This window comes from Mucilaginibacter galii (assembly GCF_014635825.1).
In the GTDB taxonomy this organism is placed as follows: domain Bacteria; phylum Bacteroidota; class Bacteroidia; order Sphingobacteriales; family Sphingobacteriaceae; genus Mucilaginibacter; species Mucilaginibacter galii.
In genome coordinates this window covers 295,898-318,826 of the sequence record NZ_BMDO01000004.1, presented here as the reverse complement: position 1 = coordinate 318,826, position 22,929 = coordinate 295,898, and the positions used below count along the sequence as shown (strand labels likewise).

Genomic DNA, 22,929 nt, shown 5'->3' with positions numbered 1-22,929 from the left:
TTTTTATTTCAACCTAAACACCGATTGCAACCTGATATCATCAGAAGCGCTGCCTATCATCAATTTGAACTGGCCCGGCTCGGATACCCATTGCAGGTTGCGGTTATAAAATGACAGCATCTCATTTGTAATCGCAAACTTCACTATTTTGGATTCGCCGGGCTTTAGTGCAATTTTTTGGAAGGCTTTGAGCTCTTTTACGGGTCGGGCCAACGAAGCAACAGGATCTTGAAGGTATAGTTGAACCACTTCCTCCCCTGCATATTTGCCCGTATTGGTAAGTTCAAATTCTATGGATAAAACTTCATTTTTGTTTATTAAATCCTTATTTAACTTCAAATTCTCGTAAGAAAATGTAGTGTAGCTTAATCCGTAACCAAATGTATAGCGGGGGGTGTTCGGCATGTCGATGTAAGCCGATTTGTACTTGATGTCATTCAAATTTTTTATGGGCCTGCCGGTACTGTAGCTTGCATAGCTCAAAGGTATTTGCCCAACCGAACGCGGAAAGGTAGACGGCAATTTACCTGACGGATTGTAGTCGCCAAACAAAACATTGGCTATGGCGTTGCCCCCTTCGGCACCCAGCCACCAGGCATAAACTATGGACTGTGCCTTGTCCGAAATCGTATCGAAAATTAACGGACGACCTGCCATAAGTACCACTACGATAGGTTTGCCAGTAGCACTAATAGCCTTAAACAGTTCCTCCTGCCTGCCGGGCAGATGAATATCGGTACGGGATTTTGATTCGCCGCTCATATCCCAGCTTTCGCCCAGAACCATAATCACGACATCAGCTTTTTGGGCGGTGGCTACAGCCTCATCAAAGTTGTTCTGATCTTTCCCCATAATATCAGTCCCTTGGGCATAGATCAATTTCGTGTTTCTATCTAATTTATTTCGAATGCCTTCATATAGGCTGGTAACCAGCGTGGTATCTGATTGTCGAATCCAACTTCCCTCCAGATCACGTTTAGCTTTAACAAGGGGGCCTATAATGGCTATAGTTTTGGTGGTCTTAGACAACGGCAATAAACTTAGTTCGTTTTTGAGCAAGACGATGGATTTCTGTGCTACATCGCGTGCTATCAGCTTATTCTCCGGGTCGTTTAAAACCTGTTGCTCGCGTGTTTCATTGCAAAAGCGGTACGGATCATCGAACAAGCCGAGCTCAAATTTCTTATACAGAATGCGTTTTACAGCATCGTTTACCAACTTAATGTCTACCTTTTTACTTTTTACCAATTGAGCCAAGCTGGTAATATAAGCATGGCTTTCCATATCCATATCGCTACCTGCGGTGATGGCTTTTAAAGAGGCATCGGTATTGTTGGCTGCATAACCCCAGGCTACCATTTCGCCAATGGAACCCCAATCGCTCACCACAAAGCCTTTATAGCCCCATTTGTCTTTTAAAATATCGCGCTGTAAATAACTGTTACCAGTTGCAGGGATACCATTAAGTGTGTTAAACGAGTTCATGAACGTGGCCACCCCGGCATCTACCGCGGCTTTAAATGGCGGCAGATATGTTTCCCACAGCATGTTATCGCTCATATCCACAGCGTTATAATCGCGGCCACCTAAAGCAGCCCCGTAGGCGGCAAAGTGTTTGGCACAGGCCATTACGGCATCGGTACCGCCCAGCTTTTCACCCTGAAAACCTTTTACCCGCGCTTTAGCAATTAACGACCCCAGGTAAGTATCTTCCCCTGCTCCTTCCATTACCCGTCCCCAGCGCGGGTCGCGGCCAACATCAACCATGGGTGCAAACGTCCAGTGTATGCCTGCGGCTGCGGCTTCTTTCGCCGCTATATGGGCAGATGAACGTATGGCATCTAAATCCCAGGATGCCGCCTCTGCCAATGGGATGGGAAATATGGTTTTATAACCATGAATAACATCTAAGCTAAACAGCAGCGGAATTTTCAGGCGCGACTGCATGGCCACCGCCTGTATCTCGCGCGTAGCTTTAACCCCTTTTACATTCAGCATAGAACCTACCAGTCCGTGCTTAATGTCATTCAATTGGTTGGTTTTGCGCTCGCTTAAAGGTCCGGTAACTTCCTTACCTGAGTATTGATTGAGCTGACCTACCTTCTCTTCCAGCGTCATTAAATTCAGCACACTGTCTACCCTTTGGTTAATCGTCTTTTTTTGTGCCTTTACGCCAAAGAACGGCAGCATCAAAGTACTTAACAGCAGTGCTCTTACTTTATATCTTAACATCGTATTTTACAATAATTTGTTCCGGCTACTTAACGCCATCAAGTATGCCCTGGTACGCCGGCTTACGGTTATAATTACTATCAAACGGCAGTGGCCAGTCAGGGCGGTTATAGTTACCGGTTATCCAGGTGTCGGCATCACTCACGTTCCAGGTAGTAATGCCAAATTGCTGTGCTTTAGGGATGGCATTGTAGGCCTTAACTATAAACAGGTACTTTTGTGCCTGTGTTTCGGCCAGCGCCGTAGTAAGTGTTAGGTTTTGATTATTATCGGGGTTCAGCGCAACATCCAACTCCGATATATGCACCTTTAAGCCGGTTTGCGCGGCGGTGGTAATGGCGGCTGTCCAATTACTTTCGGTCATGTTGTAGCGCGTGTGCATTTGCATGCCTATGCCATTAATGGGGATGCCGCGGCTTTTCATATTATTAATCAGGTTTAATATGACTGTTCGCTTGGTAGCGCCATACTCATGGCCAAAATCGTTATAGAAAAGCTGTGCGTCGGGGTCTGCTTCATGGGCATACTGAAAACAACGGGCAATATAATCAGGCCCCAATTTTTGTACCCAGATGCTGTTACGCAGGGTACCGTCGTCTTCAAAGGCCTCGTTCACCACATCCCACGAGGCAACCTTACCTTTAAAATGAGTAACGATGGTTTGGATATGCGTTTTCAGCAAGTTTTCCCATGCGGCAGTATTACCTTGATAGTTTTTGATCCATGAAGGTAGCGATTTATACCAAACCAGGGTATGACCGTGTACGCGCTTGTTGTTCTGCCTGGCAAAGTCCACTAAATAATCGGCATCATCCCAATTGTAAGTGTTTTCCTGCGGATGAAGCGTAGCCGGTTTCATGGCATTTTCGGGCGTAAGGCTATTGTATTCTTTAATAACCAATGCCCGGTATGCCGTATTGTTTTTAAGCAGGTTTACGTTTACAGCGGCGCCGAATGGAAAAGGCAAACTGCCCTGCAATGTTACGCCCGCTGCCAATGGTTGTATAAATGGTGGAACGTACGTGGGATCGGTGGTTACGCCACGTTTTGAACATGCCGATACAATGGATACCGAAAGCATGGCGGCAAAAAATATCTTCTTCATAACTTGGTGATTCATGATTAGGAATTAAAAAAAACGTTTATCTACTTCTATAAATAGATAACTTATATAAACATAATAGTCTATTTATTAATAGTTTATATGTATCTACTTATACTTCTTTTCTAATTCATCGTAAAAGCTCTTAAGCACAAAAAATGCCTGTTTCTTTTTACCGGTTTCGGAAATAAGACCTTTACGGTTCCAGAAGGTTTGGTACACTGGGTGCTGGCGGCGTGGTGATCTGAAATCGGCCAGGATCCATGGAGTCATACCGCGCAGGGCGGTTATTTTACTCAGCATAGCTATCTGGTTTTTGTATAGCGCTTCCTGGTATTCTTCGCTCCAGCGGGTGTTAGCATCGGCATGATAGCCCGATAAGGCATCGCCGCCAAACTCGGTGATCACTACCGGTTTATTATACTTAATGTTGAAGTTATACTTGGTGATGCCAGATGGATCGCCACCCCAGTACCAGCCTGCATACTCGTTAAAGCTTACCAGATCCAGCTTCTCTCCCAACGGATCATCCACAATGGCCTCGTTACCCTTACGGTGAACTTCCAGTGCAGCAGCTACCAGCCGGGTATTATCTAAGCTGCGGGCTTTGCTTGCCAGGTTACCCATAAATTTCAGGCGTGGCTCGCTCACCGGTGTTTCGTTGCCTATAGACCATACAATGATACTGGCACGATTGATATCGCGAGTAATCAACCCTGTCAACTGATTTTCGGCATTCTGATAGGTAGCCGGGTTTTCCCAGGATATGGTCCAGTACACAGGTACTTCGGCCCAAACCATTAGTCCCATTTCATCGGCCAAACGCAGCATTTCCTCGTTATGCTGGTAGTGAGCCAATCTCACATAATTACAGTTCATCTCCTTTGCCCAGGTAAGCAGCATTTTAAGATCGCCGGTTGAACGGTTGCGGCCCTTCAGCAGCGGGTTTTCGTCATGAATGGATATTCCCCTTAAAAATACAGATTTACCATTGAGCATAATATCGGTCCCTTTTACCTGTATGGTGCGGAAACCAATTTTATCCGAAACATTATCAGTACCGGCAGCAACATTTACACTATACAATTTAGGGTTTTCGGGCGACCAGTAACTTATCTTTCTCACCGGGATATTAATTACCGCACGGCCTGTGGCATCTGTCTTTACCGTAGTTTTAATACCAGCTTCGGGAATATTCAAAGTAACATCCTGAGAAAGATCGTTGCCGTTTAACTGCACGTAGCCTTCTATGTGCGCGGCATCATTCTTAGCCAGTTGCACCTTATAATCGGCTATATAAGTATCTGGGACTTCGGCTATGAATACGTCTCGGGTTATGCCACCGTAGTTCCACCAGTCGGTATTAATGGTGGGTATTTCGTCTTGGTGGCGGGTGTTGTCGGCCTTTACTACAATGAAGTTCTCGCCTGCTTTTAGCTTTCCGGTAACCTCAAATTGAAACGAGTTGAAGCCACCTTTGTGCATACCCAGCTTCTTACCGTTTAAGTACACATGAGCTTCATAATTAACTGCAGCAAAGTAAAGTATATAACGCTTCCCTGGTTTAACCGCTGCGTTAAACTTGCGGCGGTACCAAACTGTACCTTCATACATTTCCAGCTTTTCTACCTGTGAGTTCCAATCGCCAGGAACATTGAGTGTAGGCGAATAATCAAAATCGTACTCGATCAGTTCGCCCTTGTCTTTCGGCTTTTTATCGTCATAAAAACCTCCTGTGCCCGATGTGGTTGCATCAAAAGCTTCGTGCCGGTAATCGTAGTAGCCGTTTTCGTAAGGGTCTACAATGTAATTCCAGCGGCCGTTAAGGCTTAGCACATTGCGGGCCTGAATGTTTTGAATAAGCGGTGCTTGCTGTGCAATACTGCTTTTCATGGTTACTAATAGTAATGCAATTAGTAAGTAGTGTAATTTGCGCATATGGTGTATTGTGGTAGTTCTTGTTGTTTGGGCAGGTTATGTTTTGAGTCTAATTAATAACCCGGGTTTTGCTTTAGGGCAGGTGCACGGTTCAACTCGGTTTGAGAAATCGGATACAGGTAGTTTTTATCGGTGAATACCCGGTTTTGCACCTGGAAACGCTCATAATTAAATGTTCCGGCGGCGTTGGGGGTAATGCGCATACCAGTAACGGGCACATTGAAAAAACGGGCTCCTTCTTTCCAGCGGCGTACATCAAAAAAGCGGTGACCTTCAAAGCAAAGTTCTACCCGGCGTTCGTTATGGATACGCTCGCGCATGGCCTCTTTGGTAGGCTGTACATAGCCGTTACCCGTGAGGTTGCCGGTTTGTAATGCCGGGAGCGCAATACCGGTACGCTGACGGATTTGGTTAACGTACCGCAATACATCGGCCGTAGGGCCTTGCGCCTCGTTCAGGGCTTCGGCGTAATTCAGCAAAATTTCGGCATAGCGAAAAATTACCCAAGGGCGACGCGAACTGGTATTGCTCTGCTGGTTCCAGGTAACACCATCGTTAAAAAACTTGCGCATATAATAGCCGGTTTTGGTGGCGTTTACGTTAGCGCCAATACCATCCTTACCGCCTATATAAGTGTCGATAGTTTTGCTTTTATACGTTTTGCCGTTATAATGGATAACGAGGTCGAAACGTGGATCGCGGTTGGTGTAGGGTGCCGAGGCACTGTAGCCCGAAAGCGGGTCGGTAATTAAACGGCCAGTAGTCTTCATTTCGAAAGCATCCACCATTTCCTGCGTGGGGTTAGTTCTTCCCAAGGCACCGTCGTAGCTTACCGGGGCATTGTTTTGTTCAATATCGTTACGACTGGATGGTTGTCCGGAAAAGATCACCTCTTTGTTATAAGGTGCCGTACCGAACAGGAACACATTGACATAAGGGTTGATGATGGAGTGCAGGTTGCGGTCTATTAATGCCTTGGCTGCATCGGCCGCTTTTTGCCACTTGGCAACATCGCCCGATGGATTGTATTGCGGACTTGCCGCATACAGCAGCAGCCTCGATTTTAAAGCCATAGCAGCAGTTTGCGTAGCACGCCCCTTGTTACTGGCCGACCAGGAATCGGTGTAGGGCGGCAATCTCAAAATCGCAGAGTCGCAATCTATCAGGATGCGGTTTACGCATTCATCGAAACTGTTGCGGGGCAGGTTAAGCTCCTCATCAGTATTAAACACACGGGTGGCCAATACGATGCTGCCATAGCGCTCCAATAACTCAAAGTGGAAATAGGCGCGAAGAAAGAAAGCCTCCCCTTTTAACCTTGATTTTTGCCCGGCCAGGGTCGAATCGTAAGATGCCCTTACGGGATCGGCATCCTTTACAACCTCCGATGGAGTGCTTACTATATTACTTGCATCAACATTCGCAATAAACATATTGGCACGCCTCAAGCCGGTATACATATTGCTGTATACATCATCTACGGTACGGAACGGGCTCCAGGTACCATTGGTAAACGTATAGATGCTGGAGTTTAGGTTAGAGTTTACGGCTTCATCCGTAGCTGATGCCTGCATGGCACCGTTATCGTCGAGGTTGTAACGGTCGGGCACAATGGTGTACGCGCTATTCAAAACACCGCGGGCATAATCATTATTAGCCCATACCTGCTGCTCGGTGATGGGACCTTCGGTAACGCTGCCATCATCCAAGTATTTTTTACAACCAGCACCTAATGCAGCAATGAGCATAATGGTTAGGTAGAGTATATATTTTGTACTTTTCATGTCATTCAAAGTATAGATCAGTTAAAATTTCACGTTTAGACCTAAAGAGTAGGTACGCAGGTTTGGATAGGCAAACACATAACCCGACTGAGGCATTTCGGGGTCTATATTTAAGCCATCAAGCTTATCGAACGTCAGCAGGTTAAAGCCGCTCACATACACGCGGCACGATGATATCTTGGCTTTGCTTACCCAAGCCGTAGGCAGCGTAAAACCTATCTCGGCATTTTTAAGGCGTAGATAATCGCCGTTTCGCAGCCAGAAATCAGAGTTTTGCGTATTGTTTGCCCTATCGGCCACTAACAGGCGCGGGTATTGTGCGGTTGCTGCGTTAGCAGGCGTCCAGCGGCCAACACTAAACTGGCTTAGGTAACCATTGCTTGCGGTGCCGCTGTTAACCAAGTTGTTAATAGATATAGTACGACCGGTAGTACCCTGAAACAGGAAAGCCATATCGAAAGCTGTATACTTAACCGAGCCACCGAAACCGTAATAAGCTTTGGGTACAAAGTTGTAATCGGTACGTACAAAGTCAAGGTTGTCGATCACGTTATCGCCGTTGATATCTTTATACTTAATATCACCGGCTTTCACCGTACCGGCAAAGCGCTGCACCGGCGAAGCCGCTACTTCGGCATCCGTTTGAAAAATGCCATTGGCCTGCAAAAAGTTGCTTACATAGCTGGTACTGCCCGAAGTGACCTGCATTACACTGGCTATAGAATGGCCTAAAGACTTTTGATAGGCGGGTAAGCCTGCTTCTTCGTTAATGGCTAACACTTTACTTTTTTGATAAGTGTAATTACCATAGATGTTTAACTCTACTTTATTGATCTTTTTGTAGAAGTTCAATTCGGTTTCATAACCGCGGTAGCGGGCTTTACCGGCATTGACTTGTATAACCGACTGACCAATGATTCCGGGTATTAACGAGTTGGTCAACAGATCGCTTCTTACTTCCTGAAAGTAATCGGCGCTCAGGGTAATCATTTGACCAAAAAGCTTGGTATCAAAACCTACGCTTGTCTTCTTAGCTTTCTCCCAGGTAAGGTTTGGGTTGGCCAGCGCGTTTTGCGTGGTGGCTGCCGGGGCGGCGAAGCCGGTTCCTAAAATGAAGCCTGTTTGTCCTCTGCTGAAATAGTTGTTATACGCATATCGGCGACCAAGGCTGTAAGCATCGCTGCCCACAATACCATAAGAACCGCGCAGCTTTAAATAGTTCAGTACTTTTACCGATTTCAAAAAGTTCTCGTCAGAGATGATCCAACCGGCAGATACCGCAGGGAAAAAGCCCCATTGTTTACCCGGTGCAAATACCTGCGAGCCCGAATAGGTACCTATTACATCAACAAAGTACCGTTGATTGTAGTTGTACGATGCACGATTAGACCATCCCTCCGACTTATTATCAAGCGTACCCGGCGCGGCCATTACGGTGCGGCTATAACGGGTTGAAAAATTGATGCCATGCTTGCCAAAGTTCCTATCGTAATCAAAGCCGCCCCAAAACTCATTGCTGCGTACGTTGCTGTTGAAATCGGTATTGGCAAATACCAGCGGTGTTGCTGTGCCGTAAGAATTGTAAGTGCCTGCAGTGCTGCCGGGTTCGTACACGGCAAAGTCCTGCGCATAGCCCGAGGTATAACTACTCCTGATATCGTATGAATACAATACGTTGGCCGATAAGCCCGGGATGAAATTGATCTTTTGACGAGCTGTTAAGGTGGCCAGCAAGCTGCGGGTCAAGTCAGTCGTGTTGCCATCTGCTGTAAGCAAGGCTAACGGATTGCTTCTAAACAATGACGTACCGCCAAACGAACCATCAGGATTTAGTAATGGGAACGCATTGGCCGGTGTGGTATAAATGGAACCTAAAATGGTGGCGTTAATAGCATCGGCGTGGGTAAAGCTGTTGATACGGCCGCCTACATCTACCTGCACATCAAGGTTCTTGTTCACATGCAGATCGAGGTTGGTGCGGAAATTATAACGTTTAAAATTATTGTTAGCATCGTAAGTTGGGTTACTTGCTCCCTTAAATAAACCGCCCTGATTAAAGTAACTGATCATAGTAAAATAGCGGGCAAAACCGTTACCACCGCTCACGGTAGCTACATAACGCTGCACCGGGGCCGACTTTTTAATAAATTGATCAACCAGGTTATTGTTAGGATACAAATTTGGATTGCTGCCGTTCTGGTAAGCATCCAAAGCTGCCTGGTTGTACAATGCCGTACCTCCGCTGTTTACCTGCGCCTCGTTGTATAAATTGGCGTAAGTAAAAGCATCTAACGGACGGGTTAAACTCATGGGTGTTTGCAAACCGCCCTGAGCGTCAAAAGTGATGCGGGTGCGGGTGGAAGACCCCCTTTTAGTGCGTACCGATACAATGCCGTTGGCGCCATACATGCCATACCACGATAGAGAAGCTGCATCTTTAAACACGCTTACGCTTTCTACCTCGTTCAGGTCCATATCGGTAAAGTTACGCTGAACGCCATCTACCAGTACCAGCGGTGCCTGGTTGCTGTTGTAAGAGGAGCGGCCGCGGATGAGGAAGGTTGCTTCATCAGCACCGGGACCAACATCGGTTTGTTGAATGTACAAACCGGCTAAACGGCCAACCAATACGTTGTTTAAAGTCGACGATGGCAACTGCGGTAACTGGCTGCCTTTAATAGCGCTGATGGTGCCCGTAAGCTGCCTTTTCTTTCGTACGCCGAATGGTATATAAACGTTATCATCGTCGCCTGCCTCAATAAGCGAAGGCTGCATGGTTAACGTTGCTCCGGTTAGTTCACCTGCAATTTTGGTAAAAGTGATGTAGCCAACGTACTGAAAAACGATAACATCTGTAGGTGCAGCGCTAAACGAAAAGCTACCATCGGCCCCGGTTTGTACCGCTTGCGATGACTCTTGTTTAAAAACGCTCACGCCTGCCAGCGGCTGTTTATCGGCGTTGACCACCTTGCCTGAAACGGTAACCGGTTCGTCGAGCCGTTGAGCCATAACTGTGCCTGCCATTAGCAAGCAGCACAGCATGGCAACTATATATCTGTATTTACTAAAGTTCATAATGGATCTTTGGTTGTAAAAATTCCTGATTGTAAACTGCCTGATCACCAGCCCGGGTTTTGGATAAGTTTGCCGTTACTCTTGTAGATCTCTGAGCGAGGGATGGGATACCTATGCATGTAATCTTTAAATACCTTTTGGTAATTGGCAGGCATCACTACCCTGGTGTAGGTAAAAGAACCATTGGCGTTTTTAACCACATTCATGGCATAAATAGGTTGTGCCACTATTTCAGGACCTTTTTTCCAGCGCATAATGTCGTACCAGCGGTGGTCTTCAAAGGCAAGTTCTACAGCCCTTTCATGACGGATGGCATCGCGCATGGCTGCTTGCGATAAGCCGGCGGGCAGTCCCGGCATGTTTACATCGCCGCGTGCCCTGATCTGGTTAATGGCTGCGTAAACACTGGCATCAGGACCAACCGCTTCATTTTGTGCTTCGGCGTAGTTTAATAGGATCTCTGCATACCTAAAAAACAGGAAGTTAATATAAGTTGCACCGGCTACTTTATTGATATAAACCTCGGGCCACATTTTACGGCAGTAATAACGGGTGGCGGTGTAAATAATATTATTAGCGTTATAATCACGACCGTAAGTTACGGTACCGTTGGCGTTTACCTGCGACCACATTTCTATTTTGCGCGACTGGTACGTTTCGTCGTTATAAATTACGTTCCAGGTCATGCGCGGATCGCGGTTAGCGTAGGGCTTTTGCGGATCGTAACCCGATGTTGGATCGGTGATGGCCTTTCCATTAGTCATCTCGTATAAATCCACATGGTTTTGAGTAGGATTCATCTGTCCGTTTTGACCGCTTGAACCCGGCGATTGTGCAAAGTCGATGATCTTACCATCGGTATTAGGACGGGTTGCCCTTACCTTCATCATGATGTACTCGGTTGATGAGGTAACGTTTAAAATGTCCTTGTAGGTAGGTTGTAAGGCGTAAGTACCCAAGTCCATTACCTCTTTAGCCGCCGCGGCAGCTTTTGACCATTTAGCCAAATCATTACTTTCATTATTGAGCGGACTGGCAGCATAAAGCAGCACTCTTGCTTTTAACGATTTTGCTGCGCCGATGGTAGCACGGCCGTTTTCTGATAATGCCAAATCTTCGGCGCGAGGCAATTGGGCTTCGGCCTTTTCCAGGTCGGCTAAAATGAAGTTTACACAGTCGGTATAGCTGGCGCGTGGAAAGTCAATATCATCATTAACGCCATAAACCTTGTCCAAAATGGGCACGCCGCCAAAGCGTTTGATCAATTCAAAATAGAAGAATGCACGCAGAAAACGCATTTCGCCCTCAATACGGATGGCGGTTTGCGGGTTTGTCCATGGCACTATTGCCATTTTCGATAGCATCATATTAGTGATGTTTATACCGTTATACTCACGGCTCCAAATGTTAACAATATCGTTTAGCGATGCCACCTTTTCAGAATGGTCGTGAAATAATCCCTGGTTCAGGGTAAGTACCGAAGGATCGAGGTTACCCGATACGGCTTCGTCTGATGCCTGCGAGGTGGTACCGCGGTGATCGTTGAAGCGCACGTAATCATCAACTAAAAAGTTATAGGCATTGATGGCATATTGTGAGGCAAGTGTGGGGTCTGCAAATACGGCATCTTCTGGCAGAGTAGCACCGGGTGTTCTGTCGAGAAAGTCTTTTTTGCACGATACCTGCGTTAACAGTAATACGGCAATTGTTATAGTGAATATTTTATACGTTCTCATGGTTATTAAAATTGAATGTTCACACCAAAGTTGTATACACGTGATGATGGGTAAAGCGACTGCTTAGAGAAACTGGTGTTAGAGAGATTGACGTTCTCGGGGTCTACATACATTTTGAATTTAGTCCAGGTAACTAAATTTTGCCCGTTGGTGAATACCCTGACATTACCCAGCTTCATGGCTTTAACCCAAGCCGATGGAAGCGTCCACGATAGTTCGGCATTCCGTATTTTAAGGTATGAGGCGTTTTGCAGAACGAAATCATTCAATTGATAATTGGGATACGAACTTGAGCGTGAGTGTATGGCTGGCCATGTGGCTGTGGCTGCCGTTTGCGGCGTCCATCGGTCGAGCATGAACTCGTACATCTGTTGACCGTTGTTCTGTTCAGACAAGAATACATCCGAGCTAACATTGGCAACGCCCTGGAACAACACCGACAACGAAATGCCTTTGTAAGCAACACGAGGTGTAAAACTGTAAGTATATTCGGGGAAGCGCGAATAGCCGATAGGTACGCGGTCATCCGAATTGATCAAACCATCGCCGTTGTAATCAACATATTTTAGATCGCCCGGGATAGATCTGTCGGTAAAAGTGATTTTTGGAGAATTATCTATATCCTGCTGCGAAGTAAAAAAGCCGTTGGTTTTGTAACCAAAGAACTGCCCTACCCTGTGGCCCTCCTGCTTTTGATAGTCGGGCGCACCAACAGGCTCATCCGCATTATCAATTCGGTTGCGTGCAAAGGATACCTGCGTATTGAAGCCTATGGTAAATTGGCCAACCTTACGCTGGTAGTCTATTTCCGCCTCATAACCTTTGTTGTATACCTTACCTACGTTAAGTGAAGGATACAAGTGACCAAAGGCTAAAAGTCCCGATCTTCTTTCGCTCAGAATGTCCGAACGTTTTTCATCAAAGAAATCGACGTTTACTTTTAAACTGTGGTTGAAAAATTCACTCTCGAAACCGATATTACGTTTGATACCAGTTTCCCAGGTTACCATATCATTACCCAAACCGTTGATAGCAGGTGTACCCGTTCCGTTAGGCAATACAACCACCTGCCCATTGGTTGGTGCAGTTACCTGCCCAAATTGCACGCCGTTTGCAGTAACTGCATAGTTTGTTAAAAACAGGAAACGCTGGTCTAACTGGTCGTTACCTACCTTGCCGTAGCTACCCCGTAGTTTCAGGAAGTCAAGCCACGATACATCTTTCAGGAAGTTTTCGTTTGATAAGGTCCAGCCTGCAGAAACCGCCGGGAAAAACCCATACTGGTTGCCCTTAGCAAAGTTCTCTGAACCATTGTAGCCGGCATCGGCTTCAAAGAAATACTTTTCTTTATAATTATAGGTAACTCTGCCCAATACACCTTGCGCAGCACGCGGAGGTATGGTGTATTGGGTGGTTCCTTCACCATTAATCAACTGGCGCGTACCCAATATTAACGCACTTACGTTATGATCTTTGTTGAACGAACGGTTATAGTTAAATCCTGTTTGAATGTTGGTTCTTAACGTACCGCCGCTTTCAGATATCAATGTGCTCAAAGGTTCGTCGCGCGGCCTGTCGCTCGATAGCGTGATTGCGCCGGTTAACCTGTCGTAGGTGTAAGCAGCCCATAAGGCGTTGCGGCGGGTATTGCTGGTGTAGTAAGAATCGTAGCCGAAGTTGGTGGTAAAGGTTAAGCCTTTGGTTAGCTTGTCCAGTTTCCAGTTAAGGTTAAAGGTGCTTTCTACGGTGTTGTTATCATCGTTACGGGTTCCCCAGCGGGTAATTACCGCTAAGGGGTTCCAAATATTGGTGCCTACGTCAACGTTTTGCGCAATGCGGCCATCGGGCAGCATAACCGGGTATGCAAAAGACGGCGTTTGCAAAATACGGGAGATCATACCCTCCAGGTTATCATACGAAAAGTTACCAGACGAAGCCCTTAAACCCGCAGGCTGATACCTTTGCTCTAACCTGCCGCCTAATTTAACACTAACAGTAAGGCTTTTGCTCAGGTTAATATCGATATTACTGCGGAAGTTATAGCGATGATAATCGGGCACGGAGTTTATACCGAACGGAGAATCAAACTTTTTGAAGATGCCGCTTTGCGCCAAATAACCAGCTGATACCGCATACCTTATTACATTGGTACCGCCACTTATGTTAACGTTATGTTGTGTTTGCGGATATAGTTTGCGGGTAAGGTAATCGAACCAATTCACATCGGGGTAGCCCAGCGGGTCGGAGCCGTCTTTAAACTTTTGAAGCTCGGCGTCTGTCCAGCGTGGTGCCAGGCCCTCGTTGCGCAAACCTTCGTTCATGAGCATGGTATTATCGTAAGCATTCAACGCTTTTGGAATGCCGGTATATCCTTGCAAGCTGAAATTACCTGTGTAATTTATCCGGGGTTTGCCAATACGCCCTACTTTGGTAGTTACCACAATTACACCATTGGCACCACGAATACCATATATGGCTGTTGAAGCCGCATCTTTCAGGATACTGATATTCTCTATTTCGTTCGGGTCTATATCGCCAAAGTTGGGACGCTCAATACCATCTACCACCACAATAGCGCCCGAATTATTATAGGTAGATTGCCCGCGAACGTTCAGGGCAGCACCATCGGCGCCCGGTTGCCCGCTACGCTGAACCGCGGTAACACCCGTAACCCTTCCCACCAAACTGTTGGTAGTGTTTGCTGTGGGCGATTGTAATATCTCGCGCCCGCTCACGGTACTTACCGCTGCCGTTAACGATGATTTCTTTTGCTGCTGGTTGTAACCTAATACAACTACCTCGTTAAGGCCGGTTGCATTATCGCCCATGGTTACATCTATAACCGTGCGGCTGCTAACCACCACTTCCTGCGTACCAAAGCCTATAAAGCTAAATACGAGCGTGGCGTTAGCGCTAACCCGCACATTATACTTACCATTGGCATCGGCAGTGGTGCCCGCCTGCGAATCTTTTACGCGGATACTTACGCCGGGCAGGGCCTCGCCTTTAGAGTCTTTAATGGTACCGGTTACGGTTATAGGCTGCTGGGCGTAAACATTAAAGCCTGTACAAAGCAACAGCATAAACAAGAGTTTATACCCTATTTGCCTTATACTAACGCCCGCAACAAACACTTTTACATTGTAAAGTTTGTCCATATTTGAGAGTATGTATGGTTAATTGATTTCGGGAAAATAACTGGAAACGTAACAGGAATTGGCGGAGCCGACATACCTGAACACAGCAAGGTGGCCAGTATACATACAGTCATCCTTACGCCGTAGCGGGTAAAGTGATCTTATCATAAAATGTTTATTTTGGTTAGGCAAATATGTAAGGAAACAAGCCTGCGCAGGGGTGTCAAACGTCCTTAATTGGGGGTAATATCTTCCTTTAGCAACTAATTAAAAGCTTTTAGCCGCTTAGAATTGAAGATTATAAGTAAAACAACGATTAGTTCATTGGAACTTCTCCCTTGTTGGAGAGGTACTCGGATGGAGAAAGATTATATTGCTTTTTAAATTCTTTGCTGAAATATTTGCGGTCGTTAAAACCAACGGCAAAGGCTACTTCTGCAATGCTTAATTTATTCGATTCGAGAAGTTGTGCGGCTTTTTGCAGGCGAATAGATTTGATGAAATCGGCAACGGAAAGATTGGTTAGTGCCTGCACCTTTTTATAGAGCACGTTCTTGCTCATGCCTATTTCGTCTATCAATTCGGTAACGCCAAATTCAGAGTTATCCATATGCTTTTCGATAAGGCTCATGAGCTTGCCCAGAAACTTTTCATCGGGCGAGAGCAGGTTTGACTTTTGCGGCTGCATCAGGTACTCGCGACTAAATTTTTGCCTGATGGCCAACTTAGAAGCCAGAATATTGCCTACCTGTAACAACAGCATTTGCAAGCTGAAAGGTTTGGTTATGTAAGCATCGGCACCATGTTCAAAGCCGCTAAGCTGGTGTATTAAGTTGGCCCGGGCCGTAAGCATTACTACCGGTATATGGTTTAGCCGTTCATCCGTTTTAATGTGGCGGCATAGTTCCATACCATCCATCTCCGGCATCATCACATCGGTAATGATCAAATCAGGAAGTTGTTCCAGCACTGCCGACAATCCCGCTACGCCGTTTTCACTTTGAATAATACGATAGTGCTCTTCGAGTGATTGAGTGATAAATTGCCTTACCTCTTCATTATCTTCCACCACCAGTATGGTATTTCCGGGTGTATGCGTTACCGGCGCAGCATTATCATCTATAATATGATCTACCTGCGAATGGATATAGTAATGCGAGGCTTCTTCCCCACCAGCATCATGTGCCACTATACGGTTGGGTTCGAGGTGAGCCGTGCCTTTTTGAAGTGATACAGCAAACTCCGTTTCACCGGGCTGTCCATTTATCGAAGGTTTGCTGTGTACCTTGATAGTGCCTTTGTGCAATTCGATGATATTTTTAGACAAAGCCAAGCCTATCCCCGTACCAATATGGTGCGCCTGCGGATCTTCTACCTGAAAGAAATCTTCAAAAAGCTTTCCCTGCATGTTTTCGGAGATACCCTTGCCATTATCTTTGATGCTGACGCTAACGGCATCTTCGCTATTGCTAATCACAACATTAATACATCCGCCATTGGGGGTAAACTTAAAAGCGTTGGAAAGCAGGTTGAAAAATACCTTTTCCAGCTGGTCCCGGTCAAAATAGATGAACTCCGGTGCTTCAACCGACTGAAAGTTATAGGTAATATTTTTGCTGAGGGCCAGATTTTGAAAAGAAACAAAAATCTCCTCTACGAATTTCACAATATCATTTTCAGCATAATAGAGTTTTAAATGACCGGCCTCGGCTTTTCGGAAATCGAGCAGTTCGGTAACCAGGCGCATCAGTCGGTCGGCATTGTTCTTCACATTGCCCAATTGCCGGTATACATTCAGGTTTTCGCGTGTGGCATCCATCAGCTTTTCCAGCGGACCTAAGATTAGTGTAAGCGGCGTGCGTATTTCGTGAGATATATTGGTAAAGAAATTAAGCTTTAACTGATACAGTTCTTGCTGCCGCTCGTTGTGCAAGTGCTCATGATATAGATCACGCTCCAACTTCGCCCTAATCCTGAAAAACCGGATAATAACATACAAGACCGATGCAAAGCTGAGTACATAAAACAGATAAGCCCACCACGTACGCCAAAAGGGCGGCAAAACGGTGATTGACAAGGTTGTTGGATTGTTATTCCAAACCCCATCATTATTAGCAGCCTTCACCTCAAACGTATAATGGCCGGGCTCGAGGTTGGTATAACTTGCCGTGTGCTGATGCCCGACGTAATGCCAGCCCTCGCCGTTGCTTAGCCCCTGCATGCGGTAGGCATACTGGTTATTTTCGGGATTATTATAGTTTAAAGCGGCAAAGTCGAGACTTATGTAGCCCTGGTCGTAACTAAGCGTAATTCGACGCGATTGGGTAATTGATTGTCTTAAGGGCGAGTTTGCGGTATTAATGGCAACTGGCTTGTTCTTTATAGCTAAGCCGGTTAATACAACAGGTGGCCGGTAACTATTTTTAAGCAGCTGGTTAGGATTAAAAATGGTTAAACCGTTTATACCGCCAAATAACAACTCGCCGCTCTTTATTTTCGTTCCCGAATTGGTTAGGAATTGGTTACTGGCCAAGCCATCGTTAGCGGTGTATTGCGTAACTTCTGTATTTGCTTTAGTAAACGGAAACTTTCCATCTTTAAAATAAATTCTGAACAGGCCATTATCGGTGCTCACCCAAATTTTTCCGGCACTGTCTTCAACAATGGTATGTATAACTTCATCATGTATGCCCAGGCTTTGGTCTATGGTGTAGAAACGCTTGCTATGCTCATCAAAACAGTTAAGGGCCCCACCCTCAGTTCCAACCCAAAGACGTTGTTTTGAATCGTAAAACAGATTAAGTATAGTTGCATGGCTCAACGGATACTTACCCGACCTTTTGTAACACGCCGTAATTTGCTTTAAAGCCTTATCATAGTAATTAAGCCCATTTTGTGTACCTATCCAAAGATTGTCTTTTACATCTTTAATTAAGGCAGTGACGAAATTATCGCTAAGCGAACGGGGGTCACTAGCATCATGCTTTAAGGTGATATAGCCTCCGGTATATTTTAAGAATTGCAGCCCACCGCCATTGGTACCCGCCCAAACGCCATTGGTGTCCGGCAATACATAGTTGATCAAATTTTCACTTAACTTCCCTTCCTGTATGGCAAACTTGTAGTAGCTAACTGCCTTGGTTTCTTTATTAAACTTGCAAAGCCCGTCCAGCGTACCTATCCATAAGTTGCCTTTATCATCTTCAGCTATGGATTTTACTCCATTGCTTGAGTTGCCTTGCCGGTTGCTCTTAACTGAAAAATACTGACTCGTACCCGTTTCTCTGTTAAGTAAATTAATACCACCTCCGTAAGTCCCTATCCACAATTTGCGGTCCGAGTCTTCTAAAACGGCATTAACCACCGGGTGGTTGAGGCCCATTTCGCCGCTTACACGTTCGCCTATGTTGCTGAAATTATTATTGCCCGGGTAGTAAATGTTGATGCCGCCTGCAAACGTACCTATCCACACGCCGTTGGCATTGTCCTGCAAAAAGCTCCATATGGTATTATCGTTCAGGCTGTTATTGTCTGTTGGATTGTGGGTATAATTTTCAAATCTGTTTTGGCTCTGGTTAAAAATGCTGAGACCACGACGTGTTCCTACCCAAATGGTGTTATCGTTTCGTACCAGAATGGCTTTGATCCAGTCGGATTGTAACGATTTGGGGTCGTTGTCGTTGTGCTGGTAAGATATGCAATTGCCTGTTTTGGCGTCGTAGCAGAACAAGCCCGAGGTTTCGGTGCCAAACCAAATGTTTTCATACTTATCCTGACGTATCACCAGCACTTTGGCAGCCATCAATGCAGCGTTGCCGGTTATGCTGGCTGGCAGGGGCAGCACCTTACCAGTTTTAGGATTGAAGCGCTTTACACCATTACGGGTACCAACCCAAACCGTTGAGGAATGATCCTGGTAAAGTGTGAAGGTAATGCCGCTGGCGATGTCTTCGTCGCCCGATTGTTTAAAAGCATTAACATCTCTTAACTCATGGGCCAGTGTATCTACACGTTTAACGCCACCAAAGGTAGCCACCCATAAATTACGGTTGCTATCTTCAATAACCGACGAAATATAGTTGCGCCCGCCTTTAATGCTTTTAATGATATTAATATGTTCAAAAACTTCTGTTTGAGGATCGTACCTGTTTAAGCCATTCGAGGTAGCTATCCATAAACGCTTGTTAGCATCCTGGCAAATGGCATTAACCCGGTTATTACTCAGGCTGTGTACATCGGTATCTTTATGTTTAAAGGTGTAAAACTCGTATCCATTGTAGCGGGTTAAACCCTTCCAGTTCCCAATCCAAACAAAACCTTTATCATCCTGAAAGATAGCCGAAATAGGACTCTGAATAAGCCCTTCTTTAAAAGATAAATGATTGAAATTTAAAGGCGCAGACTGAGCAGACACCTCTTTACAGAAAATTAACAGGGTGGCAACAAAAAGAAATAACTTTATTAACGATCTGTAAATAACCAAGGTTGGTCTATATTCAGGTTTAAAACGTAAATATAAAGTTTTAACTTTTGATAGATGAGAATTTTTGAAGGTTTAAATGAAGATGGTCAATTAAACAATTACTTATCATTTTGATGAAAAATGCGGAGGGTTTTCATGTAGCGGCCCATGTAGTAGGTATTTAAAGGGGTTTGGGTAACGCCGTACGCCTTCCCCGAGGTAGCATGTAGAAACGACAACGGCATACCGGGCTGGGCTACCAGTATGCCCATATGACCTACTACCTTAATTGCACTATCGGTTCCGGTGAAGAGGATAAGGTCGCCGGTTTTAGCTTCGTTGAGGTTAATTGGCCTGTTAACCGAGGTATATTCTACCGAACTACGCGGAACACTGATGTTAAAATGATTAAACACATAAGTAATAAAACCCGAGCAGTCGAACCCCTGTTGCGGGTCTGTTGATCCATATCTATAAGGAATGCCCTGCAATGTACTTGCAAATGTTACCAATTGTGCCGGTGTGATATTTCCAGTATTAATAATTGTTTGACTTTTTTCTGTGTTAAGTGTAGAAGCCGGCTGAGTATTAACCTGAGAGGTTTTTACTGTAGAGTCTGTAAGTTCGAAAGACGGTTTACGCTTACCTGCATCTCCACAGCTTAATAGTACAATTACGAATAAGATATACACGGCAGTTTGCATACGTAATAATATGCAAAATTACCGTAGTTTACACTACCCAGTAATTCAATATCTTAACTATACACGCAATTACCATCCTTATTTTAATGTCCGCCTACAACCAGTAACATACCGTTGGGTGTAGGACTACTGTTAAGTTTCTTATCCTCTCCTTTTATTAGTTCGGTTAAATTAAAATAAGATGCCTCCTCACCTTACAGCAATGCTTGGTTGACGATCAGGAAAAAGGGGTATCTTTTAAGAGGCAGACCGCCACCAATCATTGTAAGAGCTGACCTCAAGCGGCGGCAATTGTTTGATACCGACAACGTCCTTATATTTTTGTTTGATACTTTAAATAGCAAAATGGCTCAAAATTTGTTACCTCAATAGTACTATCGATGCCTTTTCAGGCATTTAAACCAATTATAGCCAGATACTCAATTATACCGTACTGAATTGCGTTGGTAATGACTAACCTTTTCAAGACTGTATATAACTGTACATCAAAGACTATAAATAAATGTATTATACTAATGGAAAACGAGAACTATAAAGTATTAAAGGGCTACGACAACTCATGCCTGGAGATCATACAATCTAAAGTGACCGATATAAAAATAAAAGTGTACAATTCGCAGCAGGCCTCCTTTATACCTGATCCGAACGAGATACAAATGTATGCCGAAGACAATAATACACGGCTCATTTTTGAAACTATGGACCTTTCAGTAACCAAAGGAATTGATGTATTTAACGCTATAAAGTGGTACGTAAGGCTGCGCTTCAACAATACCAGCCCGCTTATAAAACACTTCGAGAATTAAACGAAGCTTACAAACGCAACAAAACCCCTATTGTTAACCCTGCGTATAATTTAGTACTTAAATGAAGTAAAGGGCTATTGATTCATAACTTCGCTTTTTTACAAGTGAAGAATTAATGCGTCAACCCCAAAATAAGATAAACACCAAAGATCTTACCCTACGCCAGCGGCTGGCTGCTTTAAGTAATTTACCCGCTTTTTTTAAGCTGGCGTGGCAAAGCAGCCCGTCTAAAACGCTTTTGAGCTTTATTTTGAGGCTGCTGCGCTCGGCCATGCCTGTGGCATTGCTTTACGTGGGTAAGCTTATAGTTGATGAGGTTGTGTTGCTTAATCGTAACACATCGTTTGATAACCATAATTACTTATGGCAGCTTGTTGCCCTGGAGTTTATATTGGCTATTGTAACCGATGCTTTAAACCGCTTGATAAACCTGACTGACAGTTTATTGGGCGACCTGTTTTCCAACTACACTTCCGTTAAGATTATGCAGCATGCGGCTACTTTAGATCTTGATCAGTTTGAGGATTCGGTATTTTACGATAAACTGGAGCGAGCCCGCCAGCAAACCATTGGCCGCACCATGCTGCTTACGCAGGTAATGAGCCAAGTGCAGGATATGATCTCCATGGCGTTTCTTATTACTGGATTAATAGCCTTTAACGCATGGCTTATAGCCTTGCTCGTAATAGCCATTTTACCCGCCTTCTTGGGAGAATCGCACTTTAATAATCAGAATTATGCGTTATCGCGCAGTCAAACACCTGAGCGCCGGGAGCTTGATTACCTTCGCTACTTAGGTGCAAGCGATGAAACTGCCAAAGAAATTAAGATCTTTAACCTTGCCGGTTTTGTGATAGACCGGTTTGAAACCCTGTCTGATAAGTTCTATACCGATAACAGTAAGCTTGCCGTACGCAGATCGGCTTGGGGAAGCTTTTTTTCTATGCTGGGCAGCACCGGGTATTATGCGGCATATGTATTCATCATCGTTAAAACGGTGGATGGCAAGCTATCTGTGGGCGATCTTACTTTTCTGGCAGGTTCGTTCAGGCAGTTACGTGCCTTAATGGAAAGTGTGCTTTCGAGGTTTACCTCCGTTTCTCAGGGTGCTATTTACTTAGATGATTTTTTAGACTTCTTCAAAATAAAGCCGCGTATCACTATAGCTTCAAAACCTCTGCCTTTCCCCAACCCTATTAAACAGGGCTTTACCTTTGAAAACGTGGGCTTTCAATACCACAACAGCCAGGCCTGGGCCAACCGTTATTTAAATTTCACTCTGCACCCTGGCGAAAAACTGTCACTGGTGGGCGAGAATGGTGCCGGCAAAACCACCTTAGTTAAGCTATTAGCCCGGCTTTACGAACCCACCGAAGGGCGTATATTGCTTGATAGTATTGACCTTAGAGACTATGCCATTGAAGAGCTAAGATTAAACCTTGGCATTATATTCCAGGATTATATACGGTACCAAATGACGCTGTCGCAAAATATTGCTGTGGGCAATATCGCCGAAATTAATAACAAGGTTTTAATTGAAAAATCTGCCCAGGAAAGCCTTGCGGATGCTTTAGCGCAAAAACTGCCTAACCAATATGATCAATGGCTGGGGCGGCGTTTTAACGATGGTATTGAATTATCGGGTGGTGAATGGCAAAAGGTAGCTTTGGCCCGTGCTTACATGAAAGATGCACAGGTGCTTATATTGGATGAACCTACCGCCGCGCTCGATGCACGTGCCGAGTACGAAGTTTTTCAGCGTTTTGCAGAAATGACACAGGGAAAATCGGCCGTGTTGATCTCGCACCGATTTTCAACAGCGCGTATGGCCGACAGGATCATGGTGCTTGATAAAGGCCAGATCATAGAAATTGGTACCCACGAGGAACTGCTGTCGAAGAATGGACGCTACGCAGAACTGTTCTATCTACAGGCTAAGGGCTATCAATAAAG

The 22,929-nt window shown here is 45.1% G+C and carries 11 protein-coding genes; 2 read left to right on the top strand and 9 right to left on the bottom strand.

The genetic code is table 11. From position 1 onward, the window contains the following. Positions 1 to 3 precede the first annotated feature (3 nt). From IEV61_RS09870 to IEV61_RS09830, 9 genes are all read right to left on the bottom strand, one after another. The gene (locus IEV61_RS09870) at positions 4 to 2,232 is read right to left on the bottom strand and encodes a glycoside hydrolase family 3 N-terminal domain-containing protein (RefSeq protein ID WP_188416148.1); all 2,229 of its coding nucleotides are present in this window, start codon (positions 2,230 to 2,232) and stop codon (positions 4 to 6) included. A 25-nt stretch (positions 2,233 to 2,257) separates the two neighbouring features. Continuing rightward, positions 2,258 to 3,352 (bottom strand): endo-1,4-beta-xylanase, encoded by a 1,095-nt coding sequence (locus IEV61_RS09865; protein ID WP_188416146.1) that lies wholly within the window; start codon positions 3,350 to 3,352, stop codon positions 2,258 to 2,260. 90 nt (positions 3,353 to 3,442) lie between these two features. Further along, complete coding sequence (locus IEV61_RS09860) at positions 3,443 to 5,227, bottom strand: glycoside hydrolase family 2 protein (RefSeq protein ID WP_229747087.1); 1,785 nt, start codon at positions 5,225 to 5,227, stop codon at positions 3,443 to 3,445. Between the two features lie 98 nt (positions 5,228 to 5,325). After that, the gene (locus tag IEV61_RS09855; RefSeq protein WP_188416142.1) at positions 5,326 to 7,056 is read right to left on the bottom strand and encodes a RagB/SusD family nutrient uptake outer membrane protein; all 1,731 of its coding nucleotides are present in this window, start codon (positions 7,054 to 7,056) and stop codon (positions 5,326 to 5,328) included. 21 nt (positions 7,057 to 7,077) lie between these two features. Beyond that, complete coding sequence (locus IEV61_RS09850; protein ID WP_188416139.1) at positions 7,078 to 10,131, bottom strand: SusC/RagA family TonB-linked outer membrane protein; 3,054 nt, start codon at positions 10,129 to 10,131, stop codon at positions 7,078 to 7,080. Positions 10,132 to 10,175: 44 nt separating this feature from the next. Further along, the gene (locus IEV61_RS09845) at positions 10,176 to 11,867 is read right to left on the bottom strand and encodes a RagB/SusD family nutrient uptake outer membrane protein (protein WP_188416137.1); all 1,692 of its coding nucleotides are present in this window, start codon (positions 11,865 to 11,867) and stop codon (positions 10,176 to 10,178) included. Positions 11,868 to 11,872: 5 nt separating this feature from the next. After that, positions 11,873 to 15,025, bottom strand: a complete 3,153-nt coding sequence (locus IEV61_RS09840; RefSeq protein ID WP_188416135.1) for a SusC/RagA family TonB-linked outer membrane protein — start codon at positions 15,023 to 15,025, stop codon at positions 11,873 to 11,875. Positions 15,026 to 15,320: 295 nt separating this feature from the next. After that, a complete protein-coding gene (locus IEV61_RS09835; RefSeq protein ID WP_188416134.1) occupies positions 15,321 to 19,418 on the bottom strand; it encodes a hybrid sensor histidine kinase/response regulator transcription factor in 4,098 nt (1,365 codons plus the stop codon). Positions 19,419 to 19,585: 167 nt separating this feature from the next. Further along, entirely contained in the window at positions 19,586 to 20,170 is a 585-nt protein-coding gene (locus IEV61_RS09830; RefSeq protein ID WP_188416133.1) for a C40 family peptidase, read from the bottom strand. 515 nt (positions 20,171 to 20,685) lie between these two features. Between IEV61_RS09830 and IEV61_RS09825 the strand changes: the two genes are divergently transcribed. Continuing rightward, the gene (locus IEV61_RS09825) at positions 20,686 to 20,976 is read left to right on the top strand and encodes a hypothetical protein (RefSeq protein WP_188416132.1); all 291 of its coding nucleotides are present in this window, start codon (positions 20,686 to 20,688) and stop codon (positions 20,974 to 20,976) included. A 115-nt stretch (positions 20,977 to 21,091) separates the two neighbouring features. Then, positions 21,092 to 22,927, top strand: coding sequence for an ABC transporter ATP-binding protein (locus IEV61_RS09820; protein ID WP_188416131.1), 1,836 nt, complete (start codon positions 21,092 to 21,094; stop codon positions 22,925 to 22,927). The last annotated feature ends 2 nt before the right edge of the window (positions 22,928 to 22,929 follow it).